This is a genomic window from Acetobacter sp. ESL1128, from assembly GCF_058505085.1.
Genome location: NZ_CP196370.1, coordinates 1 through 24,725, shown reverse-complemented (window position 1 = coordinate 24,725; position 24,725 = coordinate 1). Strand labels below are relative to the sequence as shown.

19 protein-coding genes and 5 pseudogenes are annotated in these 24,725 nt (G+C 55.2%); 12 read left to right on the top strand and 12 right to left on the bottom strand.

What is annotated here, in order from left to right; translation table 11 throughout:
* The first annotated feature begins 73 nt into the window (after positions 1-73).
* The 3 genes and pseudogenes from ACSYTG_RS13100 to ACSYTG_RS13090 all read left to right on the top strand — a co-directional run.
* On the top strand, positions 74-436 hold the full coding sequence (locus ACSYTG_RS13100) for a winged helix-turn-helix transcriptional regulator (RefSeq protein WP_007284623.1): 363 nt from the start codon (positions 74-76) through the stop codon (positions 434-436).
* A gap of 412 nt (positions 437-848) precedes the next feature.
* Positions 849-1,330: pseudogene (locus ACSYTG_RS13095) on the top strand (IS5 family transposase); the annotation flags it as partial.
* 3 nt (positions 1,331-1,333) lie between these two features.
* A pseudogene (locus tag ACSYTG_RS13090) lies at positions 1,334-1,831 on the top strand (DDE-type integrase/transposase/recombinase); the annotation flags it as partial.
* A 225-nt stretch (positions 1,832-2,056) separates the two neighbouring features.
* Here ACSYTG_RS13090 and ACSYTG_RS13085 read toward each other — a convergent pair.
* Entirely contained in the window at positions 2,057-3,343 is a 1,287-nt protein-coding gene (locus ACSYTG_RS13085) for a HEPN domain-containing protein (protein WP_165926581.1), read from the bottom strand.
* Positions 3,344-3,562: 219 nt separating this feature from the next.
* Here ACSYTG_RS13085 and ACSYTG_RS13080 point away from each other — a divergent pair, with 219 nt between their 5' ends.
* Positions 3,563-4,996 carry a tyrosine-type recombinase/integrase gene (locus ACSYTG_RS13080; protein ID WP_491706467.1) on the top strand — a complete coding sequence of 478 codons (1,434 nt, stop codon included), beginning with the start codon at positions 3,563-3,565 and terminating at the stop codon, positions 4,994-4,996.
* A 464-nt stretch (positions 4,997-5,460) separates the two neighbouring features.
* Positions 5,461-6,384, top strand: coding sequence for a replication protein RepA (locus ACSYTG_RS13075; RefSeq protein ID WP_025827923.1), 924 nt, complete (start codon positions 5,461-5,463; stop codon positions 6,382-6,384).
* A 47-nt stretch (positions 6,385-6,431) separates the two neighbouring features.
* On the opposite strand, the gene ACSYTG_RS13070 is transcribed toward ACSYTG_RS13075, so the two are convergent.
* The 3 genes from ACSYTG_RS13070 to ACSYTG_RS13060 form a co-directional block, all read right to left on the bottom strand.
* On the bottom strand, positions 6,432-7,139 hold the full coding sequence (locus ACSYTG_RS13070) for a hypothetical protein (RefSeq protein ID WP_165926579.1): 708 nt from the start codon (positions 7,137-7,139) through the stop codon (positions 6,432-6,434).
* Positions 7,132-7,779, bottom strand: a complete 648-nt coding sequence (locus ACSYTG_RS13065) for a ParA family protein (RefSeq protein ID WP_025827921.1) — start codon at positions 7,777-7,779, stop codon at positions 7,132-7,134. Before ACSYTG_RS13065 ends, ACSYTG_RS13070 begins: the two co-directional genes overlap by 8 nt.
* 95 nt (positions 7,780-7,874) lie before the next feature.
* The gene (locus ACSYTG_RS13060; RefSeq protein ID WP_489784048.1) at positions 7,875-8,168 is read right to left on the bottom strand and encodes a hypothetical protein; all 294 of its coding nucleotides are present in this window, start codon (positions 8,166-8,168) and stop codon (positions 7,875-7,877) included.
* Here ACSYTG_RS13060 and ACSYTG_RS13055 point away from each other — a divergent pair.
* Together ACSYTG_RS13055 and ACSYTG_RS13050 are read left to right on the top strand one after the other, a co-directional pair.
* Positions 8,167-13,296: a helicase-like domain-containing protein gene (locus ACSYTG_RS13055; RefSeq protein ID WP_489784047.1), complete on the top strand. Its 5,130-nt coding sequence runs from the start codon at positions 8,167-8,169 to the stop codon at positions 13,294-13,296. The genes ACSYTG_RS13060 and ACSYTG_RS13055 overlap by 2 nt on opposite strands.
* Before the next feature lie 83 nt (positions 13,297-13,379).
* A complete protein-coding gene (locus tag ACSYTG_RS13050) occupies positions 13,380-14,354 on the top strand; it encodes a phosphoadenosine phosphosulfate reductase domain-containing protein (protein WP_194301394.1) in 975 nt (324 codons plus the stop codon).
* A 149-nt stretch (positions 14,355-14,503) separates the two neighbouring features.
* Here the strand turns inward: ACSYTG_RS13050 and fghA are convergent, their stop codons facing one another.
* The 6 genes and pseudogenes from fghA to ACSYTG_RS13020 form a co-directional block, all read right to left on the bottom strand.
* Complete coding sequence (fghA, locus tag ACSYTG_RS13045) at positions 14,504-15,331, bottom strand: S-formylglutathione hydrolase (protein WP_003618986.1); 828 nt, start codon at positions 15,329-15,331, stop codon at positions 14,504-14,506.
* A gap of 24 nt (positions 15,332-15,355) precedes the next feature.
* Entirely contained in the window at positions 15,356-15,757 is a 402-nt protein-coding gene (locus tag ACSYTG_RS13040; protein ID WP_003618982.1) for a VOC family protein, read from the bottom strand.
* A 59-nt stretch (positions 15,758-15,816) separates the two neighbouring features.
* Positions 15,817-16,926: an S-(hydroxymethyl)glutathione dehydrogenase/class III alcohol dehydrogenase gene (locus tag ACSYTG_RS13035; protein ID WP_003618980.1), complete on the bottom strand. Its 1,110-nt coding sequence runs from the start codon at positions 16,924-16,926 to the stop codon at positions 15,817-15,819.
* A 41-nt stretch (positions 16,927-16,967) separates the two neighbouring features.
* Complete coding sequence (gene frmR / locus ACSYTG_RS13030) at positions 16,968-17,243, bottom strand: formaldehyde-responsive transcriptional repressor FrmR (RefSeq protein WP_025829448.1); 276 nt, start codon at positions 17,241-17,243, stop codon at positions 16,968-16,970.
* A 347-nt stretch (positions 17,244-17,590) separates the two neighbouring features.
* A complete protein-coding gene (locus ACSYTG_RS13025) occupies positions 17,591-18,970 on the bottom strand; it encodes a transposase (protein WP_489784063.1) in 1,380 nt (459 codons plus the stop codon).
* A gap of 48 nt (positions 18,971-19,018) precedes the next feature.
* Positions 19,019-19,507 (bottom strand): annotated as a pseudogene (locus ACSYTG_RS13020) (ParB/RepB/Spo0J family partition protein); the annotation flags it as partial.
* A gap of 351 nt (positions 19,508-19,858) precedes the next feature.
* Between ACSYTG_RS13020 and ACSYTG_RS13015 the strand changes: the two are divergent.
* Positions 19,859-20,128, top strand: a pseudogene (locus ACSYTG_RS13015) (integrase core domain-containing protein); the annotation flags it as partial.
* A 222-nt stretch (positions 20,129-20,350) separates the two neighbouring features.
* Here ACSYTG_RS13015 and ACSYTG_RS13010 read toward each other — a convergent pair.
* Positions 20,351-20,962 (bottom strand): TetR/AcrR family transcriptional regulator, encoded by a 612-nt coding sequence (locus ACSYTG_RS13010; RefSeq protein ID WP_077804094.1) that lies wholly within the window; start codon positions 20,960-20,962, stop codon positions 20,351-20,353.
* Positions 20,963-21,034: 72 nt separating this feature from the next.
* Here ACSYTG_RS13010 and ACSYTG_RS13005 point away from each other — a divergent pair, with 72 nt between their 5' ends.
* Complete coding sequence (locus ACSYTG_RS13005) at positions 21,035-22,153, top strand: MFS transporter (RefSeq protein ID WP_198912021.1); 1,119 nt, start codon at positions 21,035-21,037, stop codon at positions 22,151-22,153.
* Between the two features lie 38 nt (positions 22,154-22,191).
* On the opposite strand, the pseudogene ACSYTG_RS13000 reads toward ACSYTG_RS13005, so the two are convergent.
* Positions 22,192-22,518, bottom strand: a pseudogene (locus ACSYTG_RS13000) (nuclear transport factor 2 family protein); the annotation flags it as partial.
* 112 nt (positions 22,519-22,630) lie between these two features.
* On the opposite strand from ACSYTG_RS13000, the gene ACSYTG_RS12995 reads away from it, so the two are divergent.
* The 3 genes from ACSYTG_RS12995 (at position 22,631) to ACSYTG_RS12985 (ending at position 24,623) form a co-directional block, all read left to right on the top strand.
* Positions 22,631-23,688 (top strand): IS630 family transposase gene (locus tag ACSYTG_RS12995; protein WP_148299137.1). Its coding sequence is split into 2 segments (ribosomal slippage): positions 22,631-23,123 and positions 23,123-23,688, totalling 1,059 coding nucleotides; the frame shifts between segments, so codons are not numbered across the junction.
* Positions 23,689-23,774: 86 nt separating this feature from the next.
* Positions 23,775-24,071, top strand: coding sequence for a DUF5983 family protein (locus ACSYTG_RS12990; RefSeq protein ID WP_165926337.1), 297 nt, complete (start codon positions 23,775-23,777; stop codon positions 24,069-24,071).
* Positions 24,072-24,158: 87 nt separating this feature from the next.
* On the top strand, positions 24,159-24,623 hold the full coding sequence (locus ACSYTG_RS12985) for a DUF3085 domain-containing protein (protein WP_165926338.1): 465 nt from the start codon (positions 24,159-24,161) through the stop codon (positions 24,621-24,623).
* Positions 24,624-24,725 lie beyond the last annotated feature (102 nt).

Sequence of the window (24,725 nt, the reverse complement as noted above, 5' to 3'; positions counted from 1 at the left end):
CCTATAAGCCAACAAGTACGCATGAATTCATGCGTCAAGAACACCCAGGTTCCTGTCACCCCAAGGAGTAGCAATGGAAAATGTAGAAGCTGAATGTCGCGGCCTAGCAGAGGTGATTGCACGCATTGGCGACAAGTGGACGGTCATGGTCTGTGGCCATCTCTCAGAAGGCACCCATCGTTTCAATGCGTTGAAGCACCGCATTCCCGGCATCTCGCACCGGATGCTGACCATCACTCTGCGCGGGCTCGAACGCGATGGACTGGTGGCTCGCAAAGCCTATGCTACCGTCCCGCCGAAGGTTGAGTACTGTCTGACCCCATTGGGGCAAAGCCTGACAGGACCTCTGGCAGCCCTGGCAAGTTGGGCACGCGAGAACCGTCCCGCCCTTGAACAGGCCCGCGCCGCATTTGATCGTCGTGCCGCGCAGGACTGAACTGGCGTTGAGGTGTGATGAAGCGCGCCGTCAATCAGCGGCGCATGCGGGGCATCATTCCATCAAGTTGAACCACTTAACCATGCGCTCGCTCAGGTGTTTGTCCAGAGATGTCGGTTCATTTTGCTACAGTATAATTACCAATATGCGCAGCATCGTGAGGCACATGAGCGGAAATTACTGGCAGACGGGAACAACGGTGACGGCATACGCGAGTATGTCGGACTTGCCACGGGCACATGTCCGGTTTTGGAAATCTTTATCGCGCCTTGTATGTCGAGGATGAGGCGGAAACAGACCCGTGCGTTGATAAAAACGCGACCGCGGTTTGTAGCCTAGGCTCAGGACCTATTAATTTATTGAACTGGACGAACTGTTGTGATTCACAGGCTTACCGATGGAGGATAGGCCTGTGAGTGATGTGTTTATGCTGTCTGAGCGCCAGATGGAGCGGATTGAGCCGTTTTTTCCTCTGGCGCACGGAGTGCCACGCGTGAATGACCGGCGTGTTCTGAGCGGTATCGTTTATGTCATCCGCAACGGCCTTCAGTGGAAGGATGCTCCGCAAGCGTATGGTCCACACAAGACTTTATACAACCGCTTTATCCGGTGGAGCCGTCTGGGTGTTTTTGACAGGATCTTTGTCGCCCTGACAGAACAGGCTGGCCGTTCGAAGCGTCTGATGATCGATGCAACACATCTCAAGGCACACCGGACATCGGCGTCCCTGCTCAAAAAGGGGCTTTTCCCCGCCATATCGGACGGACAAAAGGCAGCCTGAACTCAAAACTTCATGCCGTGTGCGATGATCAGGGCCGACCTGTCCGCCTTCATCTGACTGCTGGACAGGTCAGTGACTTCAGAGGCGCAGACGTGCTTCTGGCAGACCTCCCCGATGAGACAGAGGAAGACAAGCCAAAACGACAGCGCTTCAAACGCTATCTCAGAGGCTTTTTCATATCGATATTGCCGAAGTCCAGACTGCTGAGGGTAAGCTGCACCTCTTAGTTGCCATCGACCGGACAAGCAAATTCGCTGTCACACAACTGGTCGAAAAAGCCGATCGGAAGACGGCCTGGGAATTTCTCGAACATCTCCTGAGCATCCTTCCTTACCGGATCCACACCATTCTGACCGACAATGGGATCCAGTTTGCTGAACAGCCCCGCAACCGCAATACACCTTGGTCGCGTCCAATGCGCTTCGACATGATCTGCGAAGCCCAGGGGATTGAACACCGTCTGACAAAACCCAACCATCCCAGGACCAATGGTCAGGTTGAACGGATGAACCGGACTATCAAGGAAGCAACCGTCAAGCGCTTCCATTTCGACAGCCATGAGCAGTTAAGGACACAACCTCAGCGATTTCATAGCGGCCTATAACTTCGGCCGAGCTTGGGCGGCGCCATTCATCGCTGCGATGGTGTCAGGGATCAGCACGGCAATAATAGCACTTTTCAGCATGGTCGGAGATATTCCCAAGACAGGAACGACCCGAAACTTGTCGGCGTAAAACGTGTAATATAAATTCAGTTTCCTTCTACAGCATTCATAGGAAACATGTTTTAGACATGATTTTTTCTTTCGACCTAAAACGCCCTTACACTACAAATATGCATCATGGCCATGGACCGCCGTAGCTTGCCGTTGCCAGAGCAGTATTCAGTTCGTCGAAGTTCATCATGGGATCAAGCTTAGACATCACACTCAAATATGTTGATTCCACTATACTTTGTATTAGATCTGCATCGTGCCTAGTTACAGAGCGTTCCCCCGCATGCACCAGGCTAGAACGTGCTCCATATAATTTTTTAATCTTATTCGCGATTTCAATCCGTGTTTCGGGTGTTTTAGCCAATATGACGCTGGCATGGCGGGCTATAGTTTGTATGACTGGCGCTGCCTTATCACCGCTCGTGAGTAAAGATTCCATGGCAGTAAAAAAATATAGTAGACGTTGGGAACGATCAGATGCCTGCCGTCCACGGGTCATCCAACCAAGTCCTTGTGCAATACGCGCCCCTACACTGCCTTTCTTAGCGTTAAATATGGCCATATATTTCATGCAGGGATCGGTCATTAGAGTCGCATGAATACCTGCATCGATCCAAATAGTATTAACATTATCTGAAAGAAAATGCCGGCAGCCCTCTTCGAGTAAGACACCGTATGCATTATGAGAGCGATTCCAAAATGGATTAGCCTCTGGGAAACTGGAAAGGTATGGATGATAATGAGGCTGTTGAATCTCTGCTATGCGTATGAGGCCTAGTGCTACATCGATCATCCAGACAGCCTGCTCCCTAATATTTTTAATTGATGCTATGATACTTATTTCCCATAAAAGTTCAGGTTTAATACGTTCATCTGAAGTTCTTCCATCATTATAAAGTGGTGTGTAGATAATACTTAAGTATTCACTTTCCTTTTTTTTTGCAGATAACTCAGTTTCTAAAATGGTTCTTTTAACAGCACGAACGGGTCCAATGCGGAGATCGTTGATACTATCCCTAAATGCGACAGCACAGTTCTGATTGATGAATGTTCTCGGTTCGACAACGTTCTTTAGGAGTTCATCAAACACTTTTCCAATCACATCATTGACGCTCATTGTTATTGATGACTTACTACGCTCAGCAGCTAATTTCCAAATAAGCGCGTAGTTTTCTTCCTCATCACTGAACACCGGTCCCATAATGTGAGTTAAACGATTGATTACGTCGGAGCCTGCTCTTTTGGTAGCTTCAGACTCAATAAACCACACTCCACGTACAAAGCGACCACCTGGCTCGAATATAATATGTTCGCCGGCTGTTTCTTTAGGCTGCACCTCAGCCTCGATGAGTGAGAAAAAGGTCTCGAGTGCCGCTCGTAGAATTTTGTCCGATCTAAGCTTCGCGATCATGATTTATTCCTCCCGGTAGCATTTGCTACCATGCGTCCCGAGATTAACGGAACCGTCCGATAAAAACTTTGACGTATAAAACCAGACATTCTGTTCTCTCTCCATGCCGGTCTTCAATAAAGGCATGATGAGATAAAAAATACGGTTCTCGCTTAGCGCCGTGAGCTACTACACTGGGTGTAAGACATTTAGGGCAGTAGAAAGCGCGAGGCACCACTCATGCAGGTTGAAGTTGTTGTCCACGGCCGAAAAGATCGAGTTTTCGCAGCTCTGTTCGAGCGGTGTGACCGGACCACCCGACACCGTCTGGCCGAGGCCGGTTCAGAAACTGAAACTCTACCTGGAATTCTTGCAGCGGCCCGTCTTTCCCCGGGATTGGAACTGCGCTTGTCTGGTATCTCCCTTTCAGGGAATAAGACTGACGATCTACTGATTGCTCATGATGTGCCGTTCGTCTCCCGTGCCCGTGCACTGGCCGCAGAGCGGATCGGTGTGCCTCCAGATGACCCTTCACTGACTCTCGTCCTGCATCTCAGTTCAGTTCCGTATTTTCTGGCGCGCTACAGGCAAGCACACAGGGACACTATCGCACAGTCTGACGCGTCTCCTCCCCTGCCCTCTCCTGCGGGCCAGACGCCCGGCGTCATTATCCGATGGTTTGACGCCTCTCTTGGAAGGGCCGTTCCTCAACGCGATGGCTCTCTTGAAACCGCGCGTGATAGTGCCTCAGCCTACGCTTTGCAGGCCAAGGCAGGTAACACACGCAAAGCCTATCGTGCTGGTGTCCGGGCATGGTGTGCCTGGGCTGATCGTCATGCCCTTCCCTGCCTCCCTGCTCGTTCGGCCGACATTGCCGCATTTCTGGCAGACGAAAGAGGTCGGGGCCTTGCGCCCGCGACATTGGAGTTGCGACGAGCTGCAATCACCTATCTTCACCGTCTGGCGGGTTGCGCCGTACCCACCGCTGACGCCGCTATTGGGGAGACCATGACCGGAATCAGGCGCACCGCTGCGAAGGATGGCTTTACACCGCGCCGCAAAGCTGCCGCAACGCAGGACGTTCTGGCAACAATCATCAATGCGATAGACTTGAGCAAGTTATCCGGGATGCGGGACCGGGCTTTGCTCCTCATGGGGTTCTACGGTGCATTCAGGCGTTCTGAACTGGCCAGCATCGATGTTCGCCACGTAACCTTGGTCAGTAAAGGCCTGCTTGTCACCCTTCCCCATTCAAAGGGTGATAGACAAGGCAAGGGGGTGGAGATCGCCCTCCCCTACACCCAGAATCAGTATTGCCCGGTAAAGGCATACGGGGCCTGGCTGGCCGTGTCTGGCATACAGGCTGGCCCTATCTTCCGCCGTGTCCGCAAGGAAAGCACAGCTGCCTCTGACGGGGATGGCCGTGAAATTGGACAGCAGCCCCTGACAGATCGCTCGATCGCTCGCATCATCCAGAGCCGTGCCAGTGCTGCCGGGTTGGATGGAAAAACCTTTGGGGGCCACAGCCTGAAACGGGGGGCGCTTACAACCGGGATGGATGCGGGAGCGCACCCAGTCAAACTCAAGCGCCTTGCACGACACGCAACGTATGCAGCGCTGGGCGATTATTTGGAGCTAGGTGATCCTTTTGAAGAACATGCGTTAAACCGTTAATTCAAAAATAAATCTGTCTAATGATTCATCACGATAGAGATCACTGCCCCGCCAGAGTTCCCAGAACAAAGTTATTTAGATTTCATGGCTTTAAACAGCAAAGCGGCTGAGACACAGTAGCAGTCACAGAGACTCGGATGTGTGACGTCCACTTTAAAAATAAGGTGGGAACTTTAGAGGGAAAAATGTTTAGATTATCCCGAGGACTCTGGCGGAACCCCGGGAACTTTAGCGGGGCAAAATGGGAACTGTAGCGGGATTGTCTGGGAACTCTAGCGGATAAAAATGCTGGATATTCCTGATTTTTTGGAGTTACCCCGAGGACTCTGGCGTGACAAACTAATATTTTAAATAATACTTCAAATATTAGCGCGCCTCGTACGGTGCCTTCCCGCTAAAGTTCCCACTTCTCAAGCGCAAAATTACTGCTAGTGTTCATCGATCCTGCTCAAAGGAGTTCTCTAGTGGGAACCATTCACAAGCTCATAGAAGAACACGGTAAACAAGGGGCTCTGTCCTTTGACGAAGATCGAAAGATCATAGAAATTGCCGCTGACTATATGGCTTATGAAGATACAGGTATCGGCTTTCTATATAGTGGGTTCGCTCATGTAGGACTGCCACATAAACGCTTAGCTGACGATCTTGTCTGGCAAATTGAGACAGACAGAGCAGTGATGATTGTTGAACCCGGTCGTCGGGCAGTGCGTGGTGCAAATCCAGTATCTGTAGGAGTACCCTACGGAAGTAAAGCGCGATTAATCATGCTTTACCTACAAACAGAAGCCATAAAAACCCAGAATAGAGAAATTGAACTAGGAAAATCTCTGAGAGATTGGCTCAAGAGAATGGGCATTCCGCAAGGTGGAAAATCTATTAAAGACGTTAAAGAGCAAGCCGAGCGCATTTTCAGATGCCGAATCTCATTTCATTTCCAATCCGGGAACTCTAGCGGGTTGATAAATCAAAATATTGTGGATGCCGCCATATTTACGGATGATCATAAAGATAACGGCAAACAACAGTTCCTAGAGAGAGCTAAGCTTTCCGAACTATTTTACGATCAACTGCAAAAACATCCGATTCCGATCGAAGAAGCTGCAATCCGCGCATTAAACGGACATAGCCAAGCGCTCGACATCTATTGTTGGCTTGCTTATCGGCTTCACGCATTGAAAGGACCAACAGCAATCACATGGTCTGCTTTGAAAGCCCAGTTTGGAGCAGGTGTCGTGCGGTTAGACCATTTCAGACCGAAGTTCATAGACAACTTGAAAATAGCGCTAGCTGTATATCCTGCGGCTAAAACTGAAGTTACAAAAACTGGTGTTATCTTACATCCATCTAGGGCGCCTATTGCCCCTAAGATTCATGGAATACCCCGCTAGAGTCCCCATGGTGCGAACTCTAGCGGGGTATCTTTGTTGTCAACCAGTTACTCTACTAAATCCCCCAAGAGTCCCCTGATATCCTGTATTTTGGAATCAACGGCAGCCATTTCAGATTCCAGCTTTTCTCGATGACGTAGGAGTTTTCTATACTCCTCCTTCAATACATTGACGTCCACTCGGCCTGAAATTTCTGGTTTAATAACCGTCTCTTTACGAAGGCTGGCAATCTCCCGCCGAGTTACATCTGGACGAATTAAGCCGCGCTCTTTGGCTACCCGAAGCTGATGTTCATTCAATAGAGTAATTTGATACGCGGTTCCGTAACTCCCAGGACATGCATCCAAAGGGATTACCCCATCCGAAACGGCTTTCGCGATCCTCCTTAATTGAGTTGCCGTGGCGTCAGAAAAGGGGAACAGACGATCAGAGCCCTGTCTTAATTTAATATATTCTGCTTTTGACAGGACATTTTCCAAATCCAGAAGAGCCCGCCCAATGGCGAGGAATGAATCACGGGCTTGACTCCAGTTCTGATTGACCTCGGCACGAACTGCCAAAATACGTGAGACTTTTTCAGTATCGGAAATTACAGAAGTACCTGCAAACACGTCTTCTATTGTCGTCATGACGTTATCATCAATGACAACTCGTTCTATTAACATTTCGGCACGGTTATCACTAACACTCAGGCTATCATCTTCTTCCATTACGGACATGATTGAGGTGCGTGATACCCGGTGTGTTTTAGACATTGGTGATTTTCCTGTTTATGAATGCCCAAAGTTCTTCAAATGGCTCCTGACCTCGACTTTTTGTGAAATCGAGAAGGGTCAGTCCTTTGCCACTGGGCACATGCACATCCTCTAATTGAGGAAGCTCTACTGGAATAACATCGGCCACTTTGATGAGCCGCCCGCGAACTCTAGCAAATGAATTGGTGCGGCGATTAGCTCTATTCAACACGACAACGGTATTGTTGGTAACCTGGTTTAAAACATCGATCCAAGGGGCGATGCTATCGACATCGTCCTGAGTGCAGGCGCAAGGAACAACTACGATGTCAGCAGCTTGCGCCAAGCCAGTGATTGCTGACATGTGATCTTCAACACTGGGAGGCGTATCAATAACGGCTAAGTCATAACCTTTTGCTTGACTGAGACCGCCTCGCCAATCCTGAAGTTGCGCGCCAACAATCGGAACGTCGATAAACTCAGGCATTTTAGACCGGAGCGCCTGCCGTCGCTTTCCCCACTTGTCGATGGTACCCTGACGATCAAAGTCTATTCCAATGACCTTCTGGCCTTCTTGTGCCGCTGCGACAAGAAGGTGCCTCGTGACCACTGACTTCCCGCTTCCACCTTTGGGCGACGACACTAAAACGATTTTTGTCATGTAGCTACCGCCTTATATAAATTAGACATGTCTAATTACGTTTACCGCGCAATGATTACATCCTCCAGACTGCCCGATCAACCTGTTAATTTTTATTAGACATGTCTAATTTCCAGAAAATGCTCAGCTACGCGTAAAATAAAAACAAAACTCCGACCAGCCCTGAGCGTCGCGCGCAAAGGGTGGGTCGGTCTGTCTGACGCCAGCCCGATCCCGGCGCAGACGCCGCCTTTGCCCGCGCCACCCAGGCCCGGTTCCGGAGACAGCATGCAGAAGAAAATCTGACGCAACACAGCGATCAGTCCCCTTCCCTGCTGTTGTCCATCCTTACCGAACGCCGCCTCGTCCCAGACGCAGGCGGCGTTCGGCGTTTGCCCGGAGCCTTCCATGTCCCTGTTCGATGATCAGCTCAGCCTGTTTTCTTCCTCCTCCCTCAGCGGTGCCGCAGACCTGTTCTGGGGTGAGCTTGAAGGCGAAGACAGCCCCCTCCCCTCCCCCGTCGCAGAAACCCCACTGGTCATCCCCCAGACCGATTTCCGCCTGATGGGCACCCGTGGCCTTGCCACCAGCTGGAAGGACCGTGCGCGGGACAATATTGCGGCAATCAAGCTGCTGGGAACGCTTGAAACCGAAGACCGTAATGCAACCCCCGACGAGCAGGCTGTGCTGAGCCGTTTCATTGGCTTTGGGGCGGGTGAACTGGCCAACGCCCTTTTCCCCCGTGCGGGAGAACCTTACCGCGCAGGATGGGAAAGTCTCGGCAAGGCTCTGGAGGCTGCCTGCAGCGAGACGGATCATGCCGCCCTTGCCCGCTCCACCCAGTATGCCCATTACACGCCGGAATATATCGTCACCGCCCTCTGGGACATGCTCATGAAGCGTGGCTTTCAGGGTGGGTCAGTCCTGGAACCCGGCTGTGGTGTTGGCCAGTTCATTGCCCTCAGGCCCGAGCGTCTCGAAGGTCAGATCGCCTTCACGGGCATTGAGATGGACAGCATTGCCGCACGGATTGCCCGCAAGCTCTTCCCTAAACAGTGGATCAGGCACGAAGACTTCACAAAGGCAGTTCTGGCGACCACCTATGATCTGGCGATCGGCAATCCCCCCTTCTCCAACCGCCAGGTCAATGCAGCGGATCACCGTGAGCTGCGGGGGTTCAGTCTCCACGACTGGTTTATCGCCCGCTCAATCGCTGCCCTGCGCCCGGGCGGCTTCGCTGCATTTGTCACGTCCCGCCATACACTGGACAAGGCTGACCAGAAGGCCCGTCAGCATATCGCCGAAGACGCTGACCTTCTGGGGGCCGTGCGTCTGCCCGCAGGGGCAATGAGTGCGGATGCCGGTACCGAGGTTGTGCTTGATCTGCTGGTGTTCCGCAAACGCATGATCGGCGATCTGCCCGGTGATCAGGGCTGGCTGGAAACCGGGACCGTGCCAGACAGCGATGAAGGTCGTGGTCCGCTGAGCATTAACCGCTATTTCCTCGACAATCCCGCTCAGGTTCTGGGGCGGCATGGCTGGGCTAGCAGCCAGTTCGGACTGGATTACTGCTGCCTGCCGGTATCGGGCGTGGACCTTCACGCTGCTCTGCCGGAAGCTTTGGCCCGTATTGCCCCCGAGAGCCGGTTTCTTCCACCTGTTGAGCAGCGCATTACGCGTCCAGAACTGGATGGCCTGCGCGTGGGCACCGCGGCATCAGGCGCTGACCTGAAGGAAGGCAGCTACTATCTGCACAACCGCATCCTGCATCAGATCATTGGTGGCGCAGGCCAGGAAGTGCCCATCCGCAAGGGTGACCAAAAAGAAGGTCTGTTCCAGAAACATGCGCGCATTATTGAAGCGCTGATCCCGGTGCGGGACGCGGCAAAGGCTGTGCTGCGCGCGCAGATGGACAATCAGCCCTTTGGGCGGCACCAGCATCGGCTGCGGCAGGCGTGGCAGAGTTTTACCCGCCAGTTCGGGCCGATCAATCTCACCAACACCACGGTCCGGGTTAACGCCACCACCGGTGAGGAAACCGAAACCCGCCGCAGGCCCAACCTCCAGCCGTTCTATGATGATCCCGATGTCTGGCTGGTCTCTTCCATTGAAGAGTATGACGAGGCCACCCAGACCGCCCGGCCGGGGCCGCTGTTTACCGAGCGCGTCATCCATGCACCGGTCGAGCCCGAAATCCACTCCGCTCATGACGCGCTGGCGGTCTGCCTGCATGACGTGGGTCGTGTTGATCTGCCCCTGATCGCCGAGCTGACGGGGTGCACCGTAGAGGCAGCCCTGAACGAACTGGGCGAGGCCGTCTATCTCGATCCCGAGGCTTCGTGCCCGGGGCGCGATGTGTGGGTGGCGACGGACGAGCTGCTCTCAGGGGCCGTGCGCACCAAACTTGCGGCGGCCCGTGAGGCAGCGCAGAGCGACCCGCGTTTTGCCCGCACGGCGGCAGCTCTGGAACGGGCCCAGCCCGAGGATCTGAGGCCATCCGACATTACGGCCCGTCTGGGTGCGCCCTGGCTGCCAGTGAGCGACATCATGGCCTTCACCCGCGAGGTGTTGGGCGTTGAGGCTGTCATCCACCATACCGCCGAAGTGGCCTGCTGGAGCGTCGAGAAACGTGCTTTTCTGGGGCGGGCCGAAGCGACGTCAGTCTGGGGCACCGAGCGTCGTCATGCCGGGGAGTTGCTGGAGGACGCGCTCACACAGGCCTCTCCAAAAATCTGGGACACGATCAGGGATTCAAACGGCAACGACAGCCGGGTGCTGAATACCCAGGAAACCGAAGCGGCGAAGGAGAAGCTCGCAGCCATTCGACAGGCGTTCCAGAACTGGGTCTGGCAGGATGCCGAGCGCGCTGACCGGCTGGTGCGGCTGTATAACGACACCTACAACAATCTCGTGCCGCGCACATTCAACGGTGATCATCTCCGGCTGCCCGGTGCAAGCACGGTCATCACCCTGCGCGAACACCAGAAGCGGGTGATCTGGCGGATCATTGCCGCGGGCAGCACCTACATCGCCCATGCCGTGGGGGCGGGTAAAACCTTCTCCATGTGCGCCGCCGTCATGGAGCAGAAGCGGCTGGGGCTGATCAGCAAGGCGATGATCGTGGTACCTGGGCATTGTCTGGCCCAGATGGCCCGTGAATTCCTGATGCTCTACCCGACAGCCAAAATCCTTGTCGCGGATGAGACGAATTTTGCAAAAGCCAAACGTCAGCGGTTTCTGGCCCGCGCAGCCACCGGGAACTGGGATGCGATCATCATCACCCATGACGCCTTCAAATTCATCGCGGTGGAGGCCGCCTTTGAGCGCGGGATGATCGACGAGCAGATCGAGGCCTATGACACGCTGCTCTGCGAAATGGATAAAGACGACCGGCTGTCGCGCAAGCGCATCGAGCACATGAAGGAAACCATGGAGGCGAAGCTCGAAGGGCTGGCGACCCACAAGGATGACATGCTGCATCTGGGGGAACTGGGGATTGATCAGATCCTCGTGGACGAGGCACAGCAGTTCCGCAAACTGAGCTTTGCCACCAATCAGGGCGATCTCAAGGGGGTGGCCCCAGAAGGCTCGCAACGCGCGTGGGATCTGTTCGTCAAGGCCCGGTATCTGGAGCAGATCAATCCCGGTCGCGCGCTGGTGCTGGCATCAGGCAGCCCGATCACCAACACACTGGGCGAGCTGTATTCGGTCCAGCGCTACATGGCTCTTGATGCCCTGCGTAGTCGTGGGCTGCATGAGTTTGACGCATGGGCCGCCAATTTCGGAGAGACCCGGACCGAACTCGAATTGCAACCCAGTGGCCTCTACAAGCCCGTCACGCGCTTTACCGAGTTCGTCAATGTCGCCGACCTCATGGCGCTCTATCGTGACTTCGCCGATGTGGTCCAGCAGGACGATCTGCGCCGCTATGTCAATTTGCCAGCCGTGCGCGGTGGGCACCGCCAGATTGTGGTGGCACCAGTTCATGCCCGCTTCCGCGCCTATCAGAAGACGCTGGCCGAGCGGATTACCGCGATCGAACGTCGCAAGGGCAAACCCCAGAAAGGCGATGACATCCTGCTCTCCGTCATGGGGGACGCCCGTCATGCGGCTCTTGATCTGCGCTTTGTCGGCTGGGGCCGGGCAGGGGAGGGGGAGGACAGCAAGCTCGATCTGATGATCCGCAACGTCTTCGCCATCTGGGAGGAGAGTGCGCAGAACCGGTACACCAACCCAGAGACTGGCCAACCCTATGCCCTGCCCGGTGCGGTGCAGATGATTTTCTCGGATCTGGGCACCGTGGGAGCACATGGCAAGCGGGGCTTCTCCGCCTATCTGTGGATGCGTGACGAGCTGGTGCGCATGGGGGTGCCGCGCGAGCAGATCGCCTTCATGCAGGACTACAAGAAGGCGGAAGCCAAGCAGCGTCTGTTCGGCGACCTCAATGCCGGCCGCAAGCGTATCCTGATTGGCAGCACCCAGACCATGGGCACGGGGGTCAATGCCCAGCAGCGGCTTCTGGCCCTGCACCATCTGGATGTGCCGTGGCTGGTCTCCGACATCATCCAGCGCGAAGGACGCATCGAGCGCCAGGGCAACCAGAACCCCGAAATACGGATTTACGCCTACGCGCAGGAAGGGTCTGTGGATGCTACCAACTGGCAGCTGCTTGAACGCAAGCTGCGCTTCATCGCCATGGCCATGTCTGGTGATCGGTCCATCCGGCGTGTGGAAGATCTGGATAGCGATGGCAACCAGTTCGCCATGGCCAAGGCGCTGGCCTCTGGTGATATGCGGCTCATGCAGAAAGCCGGTCTGGAGGCGGAACTCGCGCGGCTCGAACGCCTCTATGCGGCCCATTACGATGATCAGTTCGCCGTGCGTCGTGCCGTCCAGCAGGCCGAGCGCGAGATTGCATGGGCGCAGGCACGGATCCCGCTGATCGAGGCTGATCTGGCGGCCCGTGTGGCCACGCGCGGTGAGGCCTTCAGCTTCGAGACCGAACGCGGTGTGATCACCGAGCGCGAGAAGGCGGGGGCGTTCCTGCTGGCCCAGCTCCGTCTGGCGGTCAGGAACGCGCAGGAAGGTCGGTGGACGCTGGGGCGGATTGGCGGGTTTGCCGTGACGCTGGATGCCATCAACCGACAGCGCTTCATAGAGGACAGGGTGGTGACCGAGGCGGGGCTGTCCGTGGCGTTCGCGCATGGAACGGTGGACATTCCCGTGGATCAGGACACGAAACCTCTGGGACTTATCGCGCGGATCGAAAACCTCGTGCTGCGTCTTGATGGGGAACTGGCCGATACCCAGAAAACCCGTGATGAGGCCACACGACGGCTGCCCGCCTATCAGGCCCGGCTGGGAGCACCCTTCCGCGATCAGGCGCTGCTCGATGAGAAACGCAACGCGCTGGCCGAGCTGGAAGCCGATCTTGCTGCAACCAGCAGGGAAGGGGAGGAAGAGGCCCCGGCCAACGATGACATCCCGCCCACAACAGAAGAGGACGATGCCGCCAACGCGCTCAGGGACGCAGCCTGAGCCACGCGGGCCGTCCGGCGTCACAACGTCGGGCGGCACACTGGAAACAGATGTGGATCATAAGCCCTCAAAGGAGCCGGAGAATGGAGCGGATCGACTTCACCAGCTATGACCGGATTATTATTGCCTGTAGCGGTGGTAAGGATAGTATCGCTGCCTTGCTGCATCTTCTGGAGTGCGGTGCGCCGGTAAACCGTATGGAGCTATGGCACCACGATGTGGACGGGCAGGGACCATCCTTCATGGACTGGCCGTCCACCACGTCCTATGTCCACGCCTTGGCGAACCACTTTGAAATTCCCTGTTACCTGTCATGGCGCGAAGGTGGCCTGAAAGGCGAGATCCTGCGCAATGGTGTGCCCACCGCTGCAGTGCAGTGTGAAACCCCCGCAGGGCTGGTGCGCCGGGGCGGTGCAGGTCCTGTTGGTACCCGCCTGCGGTTCCCGCAGGTGAGTGCCAGCCTCAGCACGCGCTATTGCAGTGCGACCGCCAAGATCGATGTGGCCGACATGGCCTTGCGTGCGCAGGATCGGTTTCTCGGGAACCGCACGCTGTTCGTGACAGGGGAGCGGGCCGAGGAAAGTCCGAACCGTGCCCGTTACGCAGTGTTTGGCGCGCATCGCACGGACACGCGCGACAGTCGGCGCAGGTGCAGGCATGTCGATCATTACAGGCCCGTACATGCATGGAGAGAGGCACAAATCTGGGCCATCCTGCAAAGGTATGGCGTGATCCCGGCCCTTCCTTACCAGCTTGGTTTTGGGAGGCTCTCCTGTGCGCTCTGCGTGTTTATGAGTGTGGATCAGGCTGCAACCTTGCGGCACATCATGCCCAAGCGTTTTGACGCACTGGCTGTGCTGGAGCAGACGTTTGGATGCACAATGAAACGCGAGTGTGGGCTTCATCAGTTTGCAGACAGGGGACGGGTTTACGCGGCGACACTGGCGAGGCCGGATCTGGTCGCCTGTGCACTGGAAAATCAGTGGCACGGGCCGGTTGTTACGTCACGCTGGGCGTTGCCCGCTGGAGCGTTTGGGGAAAGCGTGGGGCCGGGATAAGCGGCTTTGGGGGGCAAACGGAATGTCTGCTTCCGGACAAAAGATGCAGAAAGCCGCCAGTTAATTCCACAGTTTCAAAGACGCCCCTAACAGATTTCGTCTCCACCCGAAGCCAGAAAAGCGCGGATCCAAAAAATCTGACAATCTGTTCATCGTAGTTTACTCACGAAATATCTAAGATGATCTGCAATAAAACTGGCTACAAAATAATAGCTGTGATCGTAATCAGGACGAAGATTCAGGATGAGTTCCTGCCCTGCATTCTGTGCGGCTTCCTGGAACAGTTCTGGTCTGAGCTGTTCTTTCAGAAACTGGTCCGCCAGACCCTGATCTATCAGAACAGGCAGTCTTTCCTTCGCTGTCCGCACAAGTTCAAGCGGGTCATAGGCTGCCCAACTGGCACGATCCGGACCCAGATAAGCACTGAATGCTTTTTCACCCCATGGTACCTGCGTTGGCGCCACAATGGGTGAAAAGGCTGACACAGAACGATAGCGGCCAGGATTACGCAGCGCGATCATGATGGCGCCAAATCCACCCATCGAATGTCCCGCAATGCCTCGCTGCTGCGTAACCGGAAAGCTCGCCTCAATCAGCGCAGGAAGTTCCGTGACGACGTAATCATACATCCGATAATGCGCAGCCCACGGCTCCTGCGTCGCATTGAGGTAAAATCCGGCACCCTGTCCAAGATCGTACGCATCGTCATCAGCCACACCCACGCCCCGTGGACTGGTATCCGACGCGACAATGGCGATGCCCAGTTCTGCGGCCACGCGTTGCGCGCCAGCCTTGCCAATGAAATTCTGCTCCGTACATGTCAGACCGGAGAGCCAGTAAAGAACGGGAACCTTTTCAGTTTTTGCCTGCGGCGGCAGGTAGATCGCGAAGTTTGCTTCCACACCCAACGACACGGACTTGTGTCGCCAGACTTCCTGCACACCCCCAAAAGAGGCGTGTGTTTCCTTGCGTTCCATGGCTCTCACTGCCTTTTGCGCATGTCAGTTACCGTCCGTGAAGGTATAACTGCAGATCTTGTTCCCTGCCGGATCCCGGAGATAGGCAGCGTAAGCGCCCGGTAAGTGGCTTCGCGGGCCGGGTGCGCCTTCATCGGTTCCCCCATTGGCAAGACCTGCGGCATGAAAAGCCTCCACTTCGGCGGGTGTCGCTGCTGCAAAACCGATGGTGACACCGTTGCTTGAGGGCGCTTCACCGTTGCCTGGACGTGCAATGATGAAGGCTGGCTTTTCGCGGCCATACAGAATCCACCCATGCCCGAACGGCCCCAGGTTTTTTATGCCCAGAGCCGCAAGCGCGGCGTCATAGAATTTCGCGGATACCGCAGTATCCACTGCCCCAAGAAAAACGTGAGAGAAAACACCGTCACCGGAAATAACTGCCATGATCGTTCTCCTGTAATTTCCAACCATTGGAAATGATGTTGCGCGGTGAGACGCAGACCTTAGAAATGAATGACGGAACGGATGGATTTTCCTTCATGCATCAGATCGAAGGCCGTATTGATGTCTTCGAGCGGCATGGTGTGGGTTACGAAAGGCGCAAGTTCGATATCGCCACGCATGGCATCTTCGACCATGCCGGGAAGCTGGCTGCGTCCCTTGACCCCACCGAAAGCCGAGCCGCGCCACGAACGCCCCGTCACAAGCTGGAAGGGACGGGTCGAAATTTCCTGACCGGCCCCTGCCACCCCGATGACGATCGACTGCCCCCACCCACGATGCGCGGCTTCTAACGCCGCGCGCATGACGTTGACGTTTCCGATACATTCAAATGTATGATCAATACCCCAGCCGGTCATTTCCACAAGAACCTGCTGAATCGGTTTGTCATAATCCTTGGGGTTGAGGAATTCCGTGGCGCCGAATGCTTTGGCAAGTTCAAACTTTTCCGGGTTGGTATCAATAGCGAAAATCCGGCCAGCCTTTGCCTGTCGCGCTCCCTGAATGACCGCCAGACCGATCCCGCCCAGACCGAAGACGGCAACCGTATCTCCCGGCTGCACCTTGGCCGTGTTGTGTACCGCACCAATCCCTGTGGTGACGCCACATCCCAACAGACAGACATGCCCTGGATTGGATGCGGGATTGATTTTTGCCAGAGAAACCTCGGCGACAACCGTGTATTCGCTGAACGTCGAACACCCCATGTAATGATGGATCGGCTGACCTTTGTAGGAGAAGCGTGTCGTGCCATCCGGCATCACACCTTTACCCTGTGTGGCGCGCACTGAAATGCAGAGATTGGTTTTTCCCGACTTACAGAACAGACATTCACCGCATTCCGCCGTGTAAAGCGGAATGACATGGTCGCCGGGGGCAACGCTGGTTACGCCTTCTCCGACCTCGATGACAATTCCCGCGCCTTCGTGACCCAAAACGGCTGGGAACAGTCCCTCGGGATCATCCCCTGACAGGGTAAACGCATCAGTGTGGCACACACCCGTATGCGTGATCTGCACGAGCACCTCACCAGCACGAGGAGGCGCTACATCGATCTCGACAATCTCAAGGGGCTTACCCGCCTCGAAAGCAACTGCGGCCCGTGATTTCATGATTTTTTCTCCAAATAACCTATCAGCCAGCATCGAGGGCATTACCGGAGATAGGATCGAACGAGTGACACCACATTCTCGATCGAACCACTGGCAGCATCACGATCACCGGCACACTCAACAAATTCTTCCCGCAGATGGCTTTCGAGGACACCGGCCATTAATCCGTTGATCGCTCCCCGGATAGCCGCCACCTGTTGCAGCACCGGACCGCAATCAGTTCCCTTCTCCAAAGCCTGTTCCAGCGCATCAAGTTGCCCGCGAATACGGCGCACGCGGGTCAGAACGCGCTTTTTCTCAGCTGGTGTGTGCGGCACGAACGCTTACTCCCGAATATACTACCCTTGAGTATCCTTGTCATACTATAGGGCAGTATGACAAGGATATAAGGGCGTGCTTGTCATATGATCCGATCACAATTCCGTATCGCTGAAATTTTCATCGCAACGTCCATGGGTTGCCCGTCTGTGTCTTGGGATCATTCAAGAGGTACAATTAGTGAGATCCAGACAATCTCTGCAACGAGGCTTTAAAGCGCTGATGTCCGCTATTTGGCAAACAACCTTGTGGTCCAAACGACCGACATGAGGCAATTCTGTTGAAAAAGTCGCTTGCTGTGTCGGGCGGATCTGGGCTTGTGAGAAGTTTGATGCGGCTGTCTCCTTCAGGTGGCCCTCTGGAGGGAGATGACTGGCATCAGCTTTGCCATTTTACGCAGGTTCTGGGCGGTTGCTGCGAGAAGGAACTCATCTCTGGCGCCATTTGGGCCTCGTAATCGCAGTCGATCCAGTTTGAGTATGCGTTTGAGATGCGCGAACAGCATCTCAACCTTTTTCCTCTGTCTTCGTGATGTCACGTAAGCATCGGTCTGGGCGATGTCCCGCGCCATATCGCGAGCGCCTTCATGCACGGACCGCATGATCTTGCGAGCGGGTGTATTGGGTGTGCAGCGCTGCCGGAATTCACATCCACTGCAATCCTTCACACGGGCTCGATAACGAATGAAGCCATCCTTATCGACACGGGAACGGGGTGTTGTGAAATTCCGATTGGATGCCCGGAGTTGATGACCGCCCGGGCAGGTATAAAAGTCATTCTCATGATCGAATGTGAAATCAGACCGTGCAAACGTCCCATCGTTGCGGGCTGATTTATCAAACACAGGAATATGCGGTTCGACCCCTTTCTCCTCTACCAGCCATGCGAGGTTGGCGGCATCTCCATAAGCACCATCTGCAGCCAGACGTTCAGGCCATAAGCCAAAGGTCTGCTGGACCCGTTCAATCATGCGACGCTGTGCTGTGACTTCCGCCTGACGCACCGATGTCGTGGCCTCCACATCGACAATAACAGCATGCCTGAGATCGATCAGATAATTGGTGCTGTATGAAAAGAACGCCTGATTGGGCGTGGCTGCAGAATACCGTGCTGCAGGATCTGTAGGAGATAATCTTTTAGGGACAACAGGTGTCGATGCACCGAATGCAGCATCGTCAAGAACGGCAAGATATTCTTTTACGGCACGCCCTGCCGCATCAGGAGGAAGGCCTTCATCTCCCGGAACAGCCAGTCGTCGATTGGCATCGGCCTGGATCAGGCTGGCATCGACGGCAAAACCTTCCCCACCGACCAGACCCGTCTCGATACAGCGCCGGACGGTCAACTCGAACACTTCACGCAGAAGGTTGCTCTCACGGAAACGACCATGTCGGTTCTTTGAAAATGTGGAGTGATCAGGAACAGTCCCATCCAGACCCAACTGGCAGAACCATCGATAGGCGAGGTTCAGATGTACTTCTTCGCACAGGCGCCGTTCGGAACGGATGCCCATGCAGTAGCCAATCAACAGCATCCGAATGAGGAGTTCCGGATCAATCGAGGGGCGTCCCATTGTGCTGTAAAATGGACGAAGATGTTCTCGAATTCCGGAGAGATCAATCAGCCGGTCAATAGATCGAAGCAGGTGATTGTCTGGTACATGCTGCTCCAGGCTGAACCCATAAAACAGGGTTTCCTGAACCCCGGTTCGCTTATCCTCAAACATTTCGGCCCATGCTGCGCGCTGTTCGTCCAGCGGAGCGGCAGCGATCACCTTCAAATCATTGAAGTCTGGGCCACGGCCCATGTCGATCGCGTGCAGGACCGGTTCGTGCAGACCCGCCAGAAGCGACAGCCGTTTCAGATAGGCAGGTGTAACCATCAGCGCGCGGGCAATCTGTGCGTCTGTATGCGATTTATCGCGGCGGGCCTTATCGACAAAACGCCATTGTTCACTCTGCGTCATCGCCTCGCGGATGATGTTTTCGGAACCAGCCGCCAGACCATCCAGTTTTTCGTCGGCAGACGTAACAATAACGTGCATTTCACGCATTTTCGCGAGGACACAAGCGCGACGGCGGCGATGGCCTGCCACGATCATCAACTGGCCGTCGGGCAGTTCGCGCACCAACGGGGCATGCAGAAGCCCCACCACCTTGATATTATGGGCAAGGCGTCGGTCGGCCTCGACATTGGGGGCTGAGGTGCGGGGGTTTTGGGGATTGTCGAGAAGGGTTTTCGGATCGACGACGCGCAGTTCCATGGAGAGGCTCCTGATCATGGGGAAAACTGGCAGGCGATTGCGTCTGAGCTGATCTGCTCTTTTTTCAATCTCCTGATATTTTCCGCGCGGTCGCAGCTTGGGCGGGCGGGCAAGGCCGCGCCGTCAGGCGCGCAACGCCTGGCGCTTGCGCGCCCGCCCAAGCTGTGGCAGCCGTTCCTGTCTTTTTATCTTTCGGTTATGTCTGCTTACGCCTAATTCTGTTGAAAAAGTCGCTCTTGAAATAATCATGGCTTCCTGATTCAGTCGTCATCAGTCAAGGAGTGTCGGCAGATGATGGGTAACCGCAATACGGCCTGGTCGTGTCCCATGCGCTTTGACATGATCTGCGAAGCCCACGGGATTGAACACCGTCTGACAAAACCCAACCATCCCTGGACGAACGGTCAGGTTGAACGGATGAACCGGACGATCAAGGAAGCAACCGTCAAGCGCTTCCATTACGACAGCCACGAGCAGTTAAGGACACACCTCAACGATTTCATGGCAGCCTATAATTTCGGGCGAAGGCTCAAGACCCTGAACGGCCTCACACCTTACGAATACGTCTGCAAAATATGGACTTCAGAGCCAGAAAGATTCATCATCAATCCAACCCATTAAATCCCGGGACTAAACACCTAGAGACTGAATCAGCAAACGGTCTGATCGACTTCCGCAGAACTTCAGCAGATATCCTCGCTCATATTGCAGCCGCTTTGTTCCACGCGCTCATCCGCCGGGATAGAGTCTTCGGCACGATGGCTCCCATTCAGGCGATACGGTCAAACATAGATGAATAAATTCAAATAATTTTATCTGGACGCTGTCCACATGGTGAATGAACTATTTCAATAGTTCCTCTTCACGAGGCTCTTTTGAAATACTTTTCATAATGAGCCTCGTAAGGCGCTGCGCGAATTCAGCATCAAGTTTGCCTCCCAGAAGAAGGTGATACCAAAATGCACCATGAAACGCGGCGACCGCCATTTCCACATCGGCATCTTCCAGGATTTCTCCGTTTGCAATGCCGTCACGAAAAATGGTGGCGACGATTTCCGCTCTTGGCTCAACAAAACCGGCCCGGAAACTCTTTAGAAATTCGGGATCGTCCTGCGCGGACGCAATCAGGTTCCTGATCGCAGGTCCATCCTGCTGCAAGTTCCTGAACACGTTGACCAGAAAATGCAGCAACCGCTTCTCGGCGCGGCCGTCCGATAGAACGTCCGCATCACCAGCGCTTTCCAGGAACGCGGCCAGAACGAGTTCAGCCTTACTCGGCCATCGGCGATAGAGCGTCTGCCTGCCAACACCAGCCTCTGTCGCAATCATCTGGATGCTGACACCGCAATATCCGTGTTGCAGGACGAGCTGCCGGGCTGCCGCCAACAGGCTTGGCCCAACTTTATTATCGCGCGGGCGCCCCGGAGAGCGAGTAGAGGTTGTCATTTTCGTCATTGCGGTACGCCGGTCTCGTATATATTATGATACCTTAGTCTCGTATTTAGATTGCCCAAACAGGAAATGTCCATGTTAAAGCGAAGGGGCGTCTTTGCTCTGCTCTGTGTCGCATGTCTGACGATCATGGTCGGCTGCGTTATCGTACCTGGCCTGCCCGGCATCGCGACGGCTCTCGGTCTCTCCCAGGAAGCAAGCTGGCTGGTCACCTTGCCCTCACTCGGCGTAGTGATCTTTGGCCCCTTTGCCGGCCACCTGATTACACGCCTTGGCTCTCGCCAGGCCTTGCGTATTGGCCTCGCTCTGTACGGAGCGCTCGGGCTGGCATGTATATGGCTGAGCAACGCAGTATTGATCTTTTCTGACCGGCTTTTGCTCGGGGGAGCAACAGCGATCGTGATGGCTTCGGGCACAGGGCTTTTATCCGATTTTTTTGAGGGACACGCGCGGCTCAAGATGATCGCACTCCAGGGCATGGCCATTGAACTGGGAGGCGTCATCTTCCTGTCTCTGGGAGGACTCCTCGCCAGTATGGGATGGCAATGGCCGTTTTCGCTCTATCTGATGAGTTGGGTCTTTCTCGTCCTCGTCGAACTGTTCGTACCGTATCCGCCAGTCAAACCCGTTGCGTCACCCCAAACAGAAGCAGATCGAGGTTCTGTTCTGGGAAAACTGGCGCGAATATATATAGCCGCTCTCCTCTCCATGACCGTGTTCTTCACAGCGATCATCTCCTTGCCCAGACGGCTGGAAGGCATGCACTTCTCCGAGGCGCAAACAGGGTATTTTCTGTCATTCGTCTCTCTTGTCGCTGTAGGAGCAGCGTGGTTTCTCCCAAAAATCTGTCGGCGTATCGGGGAGCAAAACACTTTGCGGGCGGGCTTTCTGGCCTATGCAGCCGCCCATGCACTTTTTGCTTCCATGATGACGGCAGTCCCGATGATTGGCGCTGCAATCATGCTCGGGACCGGTTTCGGACTGACAGTTCCCCTCGTCAATCACCTGACGATCGAACGCACCCACTCTGTCGAACGCGGCTCAGCACTTGCCTACCTGTCTGTTGCCATTTTTATGGGGCAATTCCTGTCATCGTTTTTGGAATATCTCCCTGGCAATATAAGTTCTGCCTTCATAGCCGCCATTATTCTGGCTTTGGGCGGCGTTGCTGTCTCTGGTCGGCCATCGTTGTAAGAAACTGACCAACCTGCGGCGTTTTGCGACACCATCAACTATCCGTCGATCGGGTCTTCGTTCTCTTCAGATCCCAATGATCTGCGATACACCCCATTCAAACCCCTGCGCAGCAGCTCCTGCTGCTCAGCCGACCCGTCGACGGGCAGAAGGGTGCGCCTGGCAATCATCCAGCGACCTTTGTGCCGTTCAAGCTCCCAACGGTTCACGACCACGCGGTGAATGCGGTATCCCGTCGAGGCCCCATGATTTGGCAGTTCGCGTCGATGACCTTCATGGTCAAGATGAATAATCATGAGGTAGGATGTGACAATCGCGACGTCACCCCGCAGATCGATAAGCGGCAGACCAGTAAAATGAGCAAGGCCGCCTAGGTGTTTATACCAATTTGTTTTGGCTGTGACTCAGGGGGGGGGGGTACACATAGGCGTTGAATTGTGATTCACAGGATACCGTCATTGAAGGAAGGTATCCCTGATGAGCAAGGCGGTCGCACTCCGAGAAGATTATGATGCAGCGAGCATGCGAGGTCTGGCGCGACGAAGCAGACATGCGGCCCAGTCGCGGCGCCTTCTGGCGCTTGCCGCGATTTATGACGGGGCAACGCGTGGCGAGGCGGCCCGTCTTGCGGGAACGGATCGACAGATCGTTCGGGACTGGGTTTTGCGCTTTAACGCGCAAGGGCCTGCGGGGCTGATTGATCGTCATGGTGGGGGTGCTGCCCGCCGCATCACACCTTCCGTCATGGAGGCTCTGGCGCAGCGGATTGAAGACGGTCCCATTCCTTCGGCTCATGGCGTGGTGCGCTGGCGATTGCGTGATCTGTGCGCCTGGCTTCATGAAGAGCACGGGGTCAGCCTGTCTGTTTCCTGGTTGAGCAGGATTGTCCGCAGTGAGAATTTTCGTCTGCTGACGCCACGCCCCCGGCATTATGCCCAGAACCCGGATGCCCAGGACATTTTTAAAAAGATTTTCCTGATGCCCTTGCCGCAATCAGCGCCTGTCACCCCGGAGAAAATATCGAACTGTGGTGGGCGGATGAAGCAAGGATCGGCCAGAAAACGAAGCTGACACGGCGCTGGGCGAAGCGGGGAACCCGCCCCCGGGCGACAGCCGACCTAAGGACCCGATCCGCCTGGATTTTCGGGGCAATCTGCCCCGCTCAGGGAAAAGGGGCTGCTCTTGTTCTCCCCGTGTGCAACATTCATGCGATGAATTTCCATCTCAAGGAAATCGCCCAGGTCGTTGCACCGCAAAGTCACGCCGTCCTCATCCTGGATCAGGCAGCATGGCATACCAGTCTGAAACTGACGGTTCCCCCCAACATCACCATCATGCCGCTCCCGCCACGCTCTCCCGAACTCAATCCTGTGGAAAACGTCTGGCAGTTTATGCGCAATACATGGCTCTCAAACAGAATCTTCAGAACCTATGACGATATCGTCGATATCGCCTGCCATGCGTGGAACCAGCTCACCGAGCAGCCATGGCGCATTATGTCCCTCGGATTGCGCGACTGGGCTCATGGGTCATAGCAAAAACAAATTGGTATAAGCGGGTGGCCCTGCAGCCTGCCCCGCTGACGCGGGGCTTTGTCCTTTTGCTTTGAGGACTACCAGTCATGCCGATACCCGACCTGCCAGTTGAGCGCCTTGCCGATGTGAGTGCCGCCCATCTCTCGCCCGAGGACCGAGCACTTCTCGATCTCTATATCGAGACAGAGGGGGCGAATGGTCTGTCCTGTCTCGTTGGTCCTTATGGGTGGCTTGTTTACGCCTCGTCCGAACTCCGGGCGGCGGTGCACGCCTCGCCTGGCCTTGCGGCCATTCTCGCGGCGGCGCGCGCACAGGGCTGTGCCTACGTCCTGTTCGACCGCGACGGCCTGCCCATTGATGGCGTTCAGACCTACGATTTCTAAGCCTGTGCTTATTCAATTCCAAAAGGCGGGACACTCCGGTGTCCCGCCTTTTTTTATGCCGTTCACGCAGCAGAAAAGAAAAACCCAATGAAACTTCACTTCGACCGCGCTCTAGTCGAGCGCCTGCTTGCCCATGCTGAAGCCGCTCAGACTCATAGTCCGACACTCGATCAGCTTTTCTCGCCCGCTTACCAGAAAGAGCGTGTCATTGGGCGGATGCCAACAGCAGACGACATTGATGACACACGTATTCCGGCAGGCCTGATGCTGGTTGGTGATCAGGGCGTGTACCTGATGTCCAACGGCAAGCCCTGCCTTCCTGACCCTGCAGGTTCGCCCAATCTTGTCGTTTACGCGCAGGAGGCCGACCCCCGAGGGCCTTCCGATGACTGGTACGACGTTAAACTGGCGTCGTTTGGCGGGGACGATGGTGCGGAGTTTCTGAGCGCCGATACGATCCGTCAGGCACTGGAAGCTACTGGTGATGGGCCTGTGTGGATTGATGTAAGTCCAACCGACATCAGGGCACCCTGTCTGTCAGTCGCCAAATAAGAGGCAGAAAAAAACAAAGAAATAAAAACAGAAAAACAAAAACACAAAATAAAAATCGCCTCTCATAGTCCGTCACGCAGGCTAAGGGTTCGTCGCAGGCTC

Coding starts and splice junctions, on each gene's coding strand:
- ACSYTG_RS13085 (WP_165926581.1), bottom strand. CDS start 3,343: ATGATCGCGAAGCTTAGATCGGACAAAATTCTACGAGCGGCACTCGAG.
- fghA (WP_003618986.1), bottom strand. CDS start 15,331: ATGGAACGCAAGGAAACACACGCCTCTTTTGGGGGTGTGCAGGAAGTC.
- ACSYTG_RS13005 (WP_198912021.1), top strand. CDS start 21,035: ATGTTAAAGCGAAGGGGCGTCTTTGCTCTGCTCTGTGTCGCATGTCTG.
- ACSYTG_RS13080 (WP_491706467.1), top strand. CDS start 3,563: ATGCAGGTTGAAGTTGTTGTCCACGGCCGAAAAGATCGAGTTTTCGCA.
- ACSYTG_RS13050 (WP_194301394.1), top strand. CDS start 13,380: ATGGAGCGGATCGACTTCACCAGCTATGACCGGATTATTATTGCCTGT.
- ACSYTG_RS13035 (WP_003618980.1), bottom strand. CDS start 16,926: ATGAAATCACGGGCCGCAGTTGCTTTCGAGGCGGGTAAGCCCCTTGAG.
- ACSYTG_RS13070 (WP_165926579.1), bottom strand. CDS start 7,139: ATGTCTAAAACACACCGGGTATCACGCACCTCAATCATGTCCGTAATG.
- ACSYTG_RS13025 (WP_489784063.1), bottom strand. CDS start 18,970: ATGTTTGAGGATAAGCGAACCGGGGTTCAGGAAACCCTGTTTTATGGG.
- ACSYTG_RS13100 (WP_007284623.1), top strand. CDS start 74: ATGGAAAATGTAGAAGCTGAATGTCGCGGCCTAGCAGAGGTGATTGCA.
- ACSYTG_RS13055 (WP_489784047.1), top strand. CDS start 8,167: ATGTCCCTGTTCGATGATCAGCTCAGCCTGTTTTCTTCCTCCTCCCTC.
- ACSYTG_RS13040 (WP_003618982.1), bottom strand. CDS start 15,757: ATGGCAGTTATTTCCGGTGACGGTGTTTTCTCTCACGTTTTTCTTGGG.
- ACSYTG_RS13060 (WP_489784048.1), bottom strand. CDS start 8,168: ATGGAAGGCTCCGGGCAAACGCCGAACGCCGCCTGCGTCTGGGACGAG.
- ACSYTG_RS12990 (WP_165926337.1), top strand. CDS start 23,775: ATGCCGATACCCGACCTGCCAGTTGAGCGCCTTGCCGATGTGAGTGCC.
- ACSYTG_RS13010 (WP_077804094.1), bottom strand. CDS start 20,962: ATGACGAAAATGACAACCTCTACTCGCTCTCCGGGGCGCCCGCGCGAT.
- ACSYTG_RS12985 (WP_165926338.1), top strand. CDS start 24,159: ATGAAACTTCACTTCGACCGCGCTCTAGTCGAGCGCCTGCTTGCCCAT.
- ACSYTG_RS13065 (WP_025827921.1), bottom strand. CDS start 7,779: ATGACAAAAATCGTTTTAGTGTCGTCGCCCAAAGGTGGAAGCGGGAAG.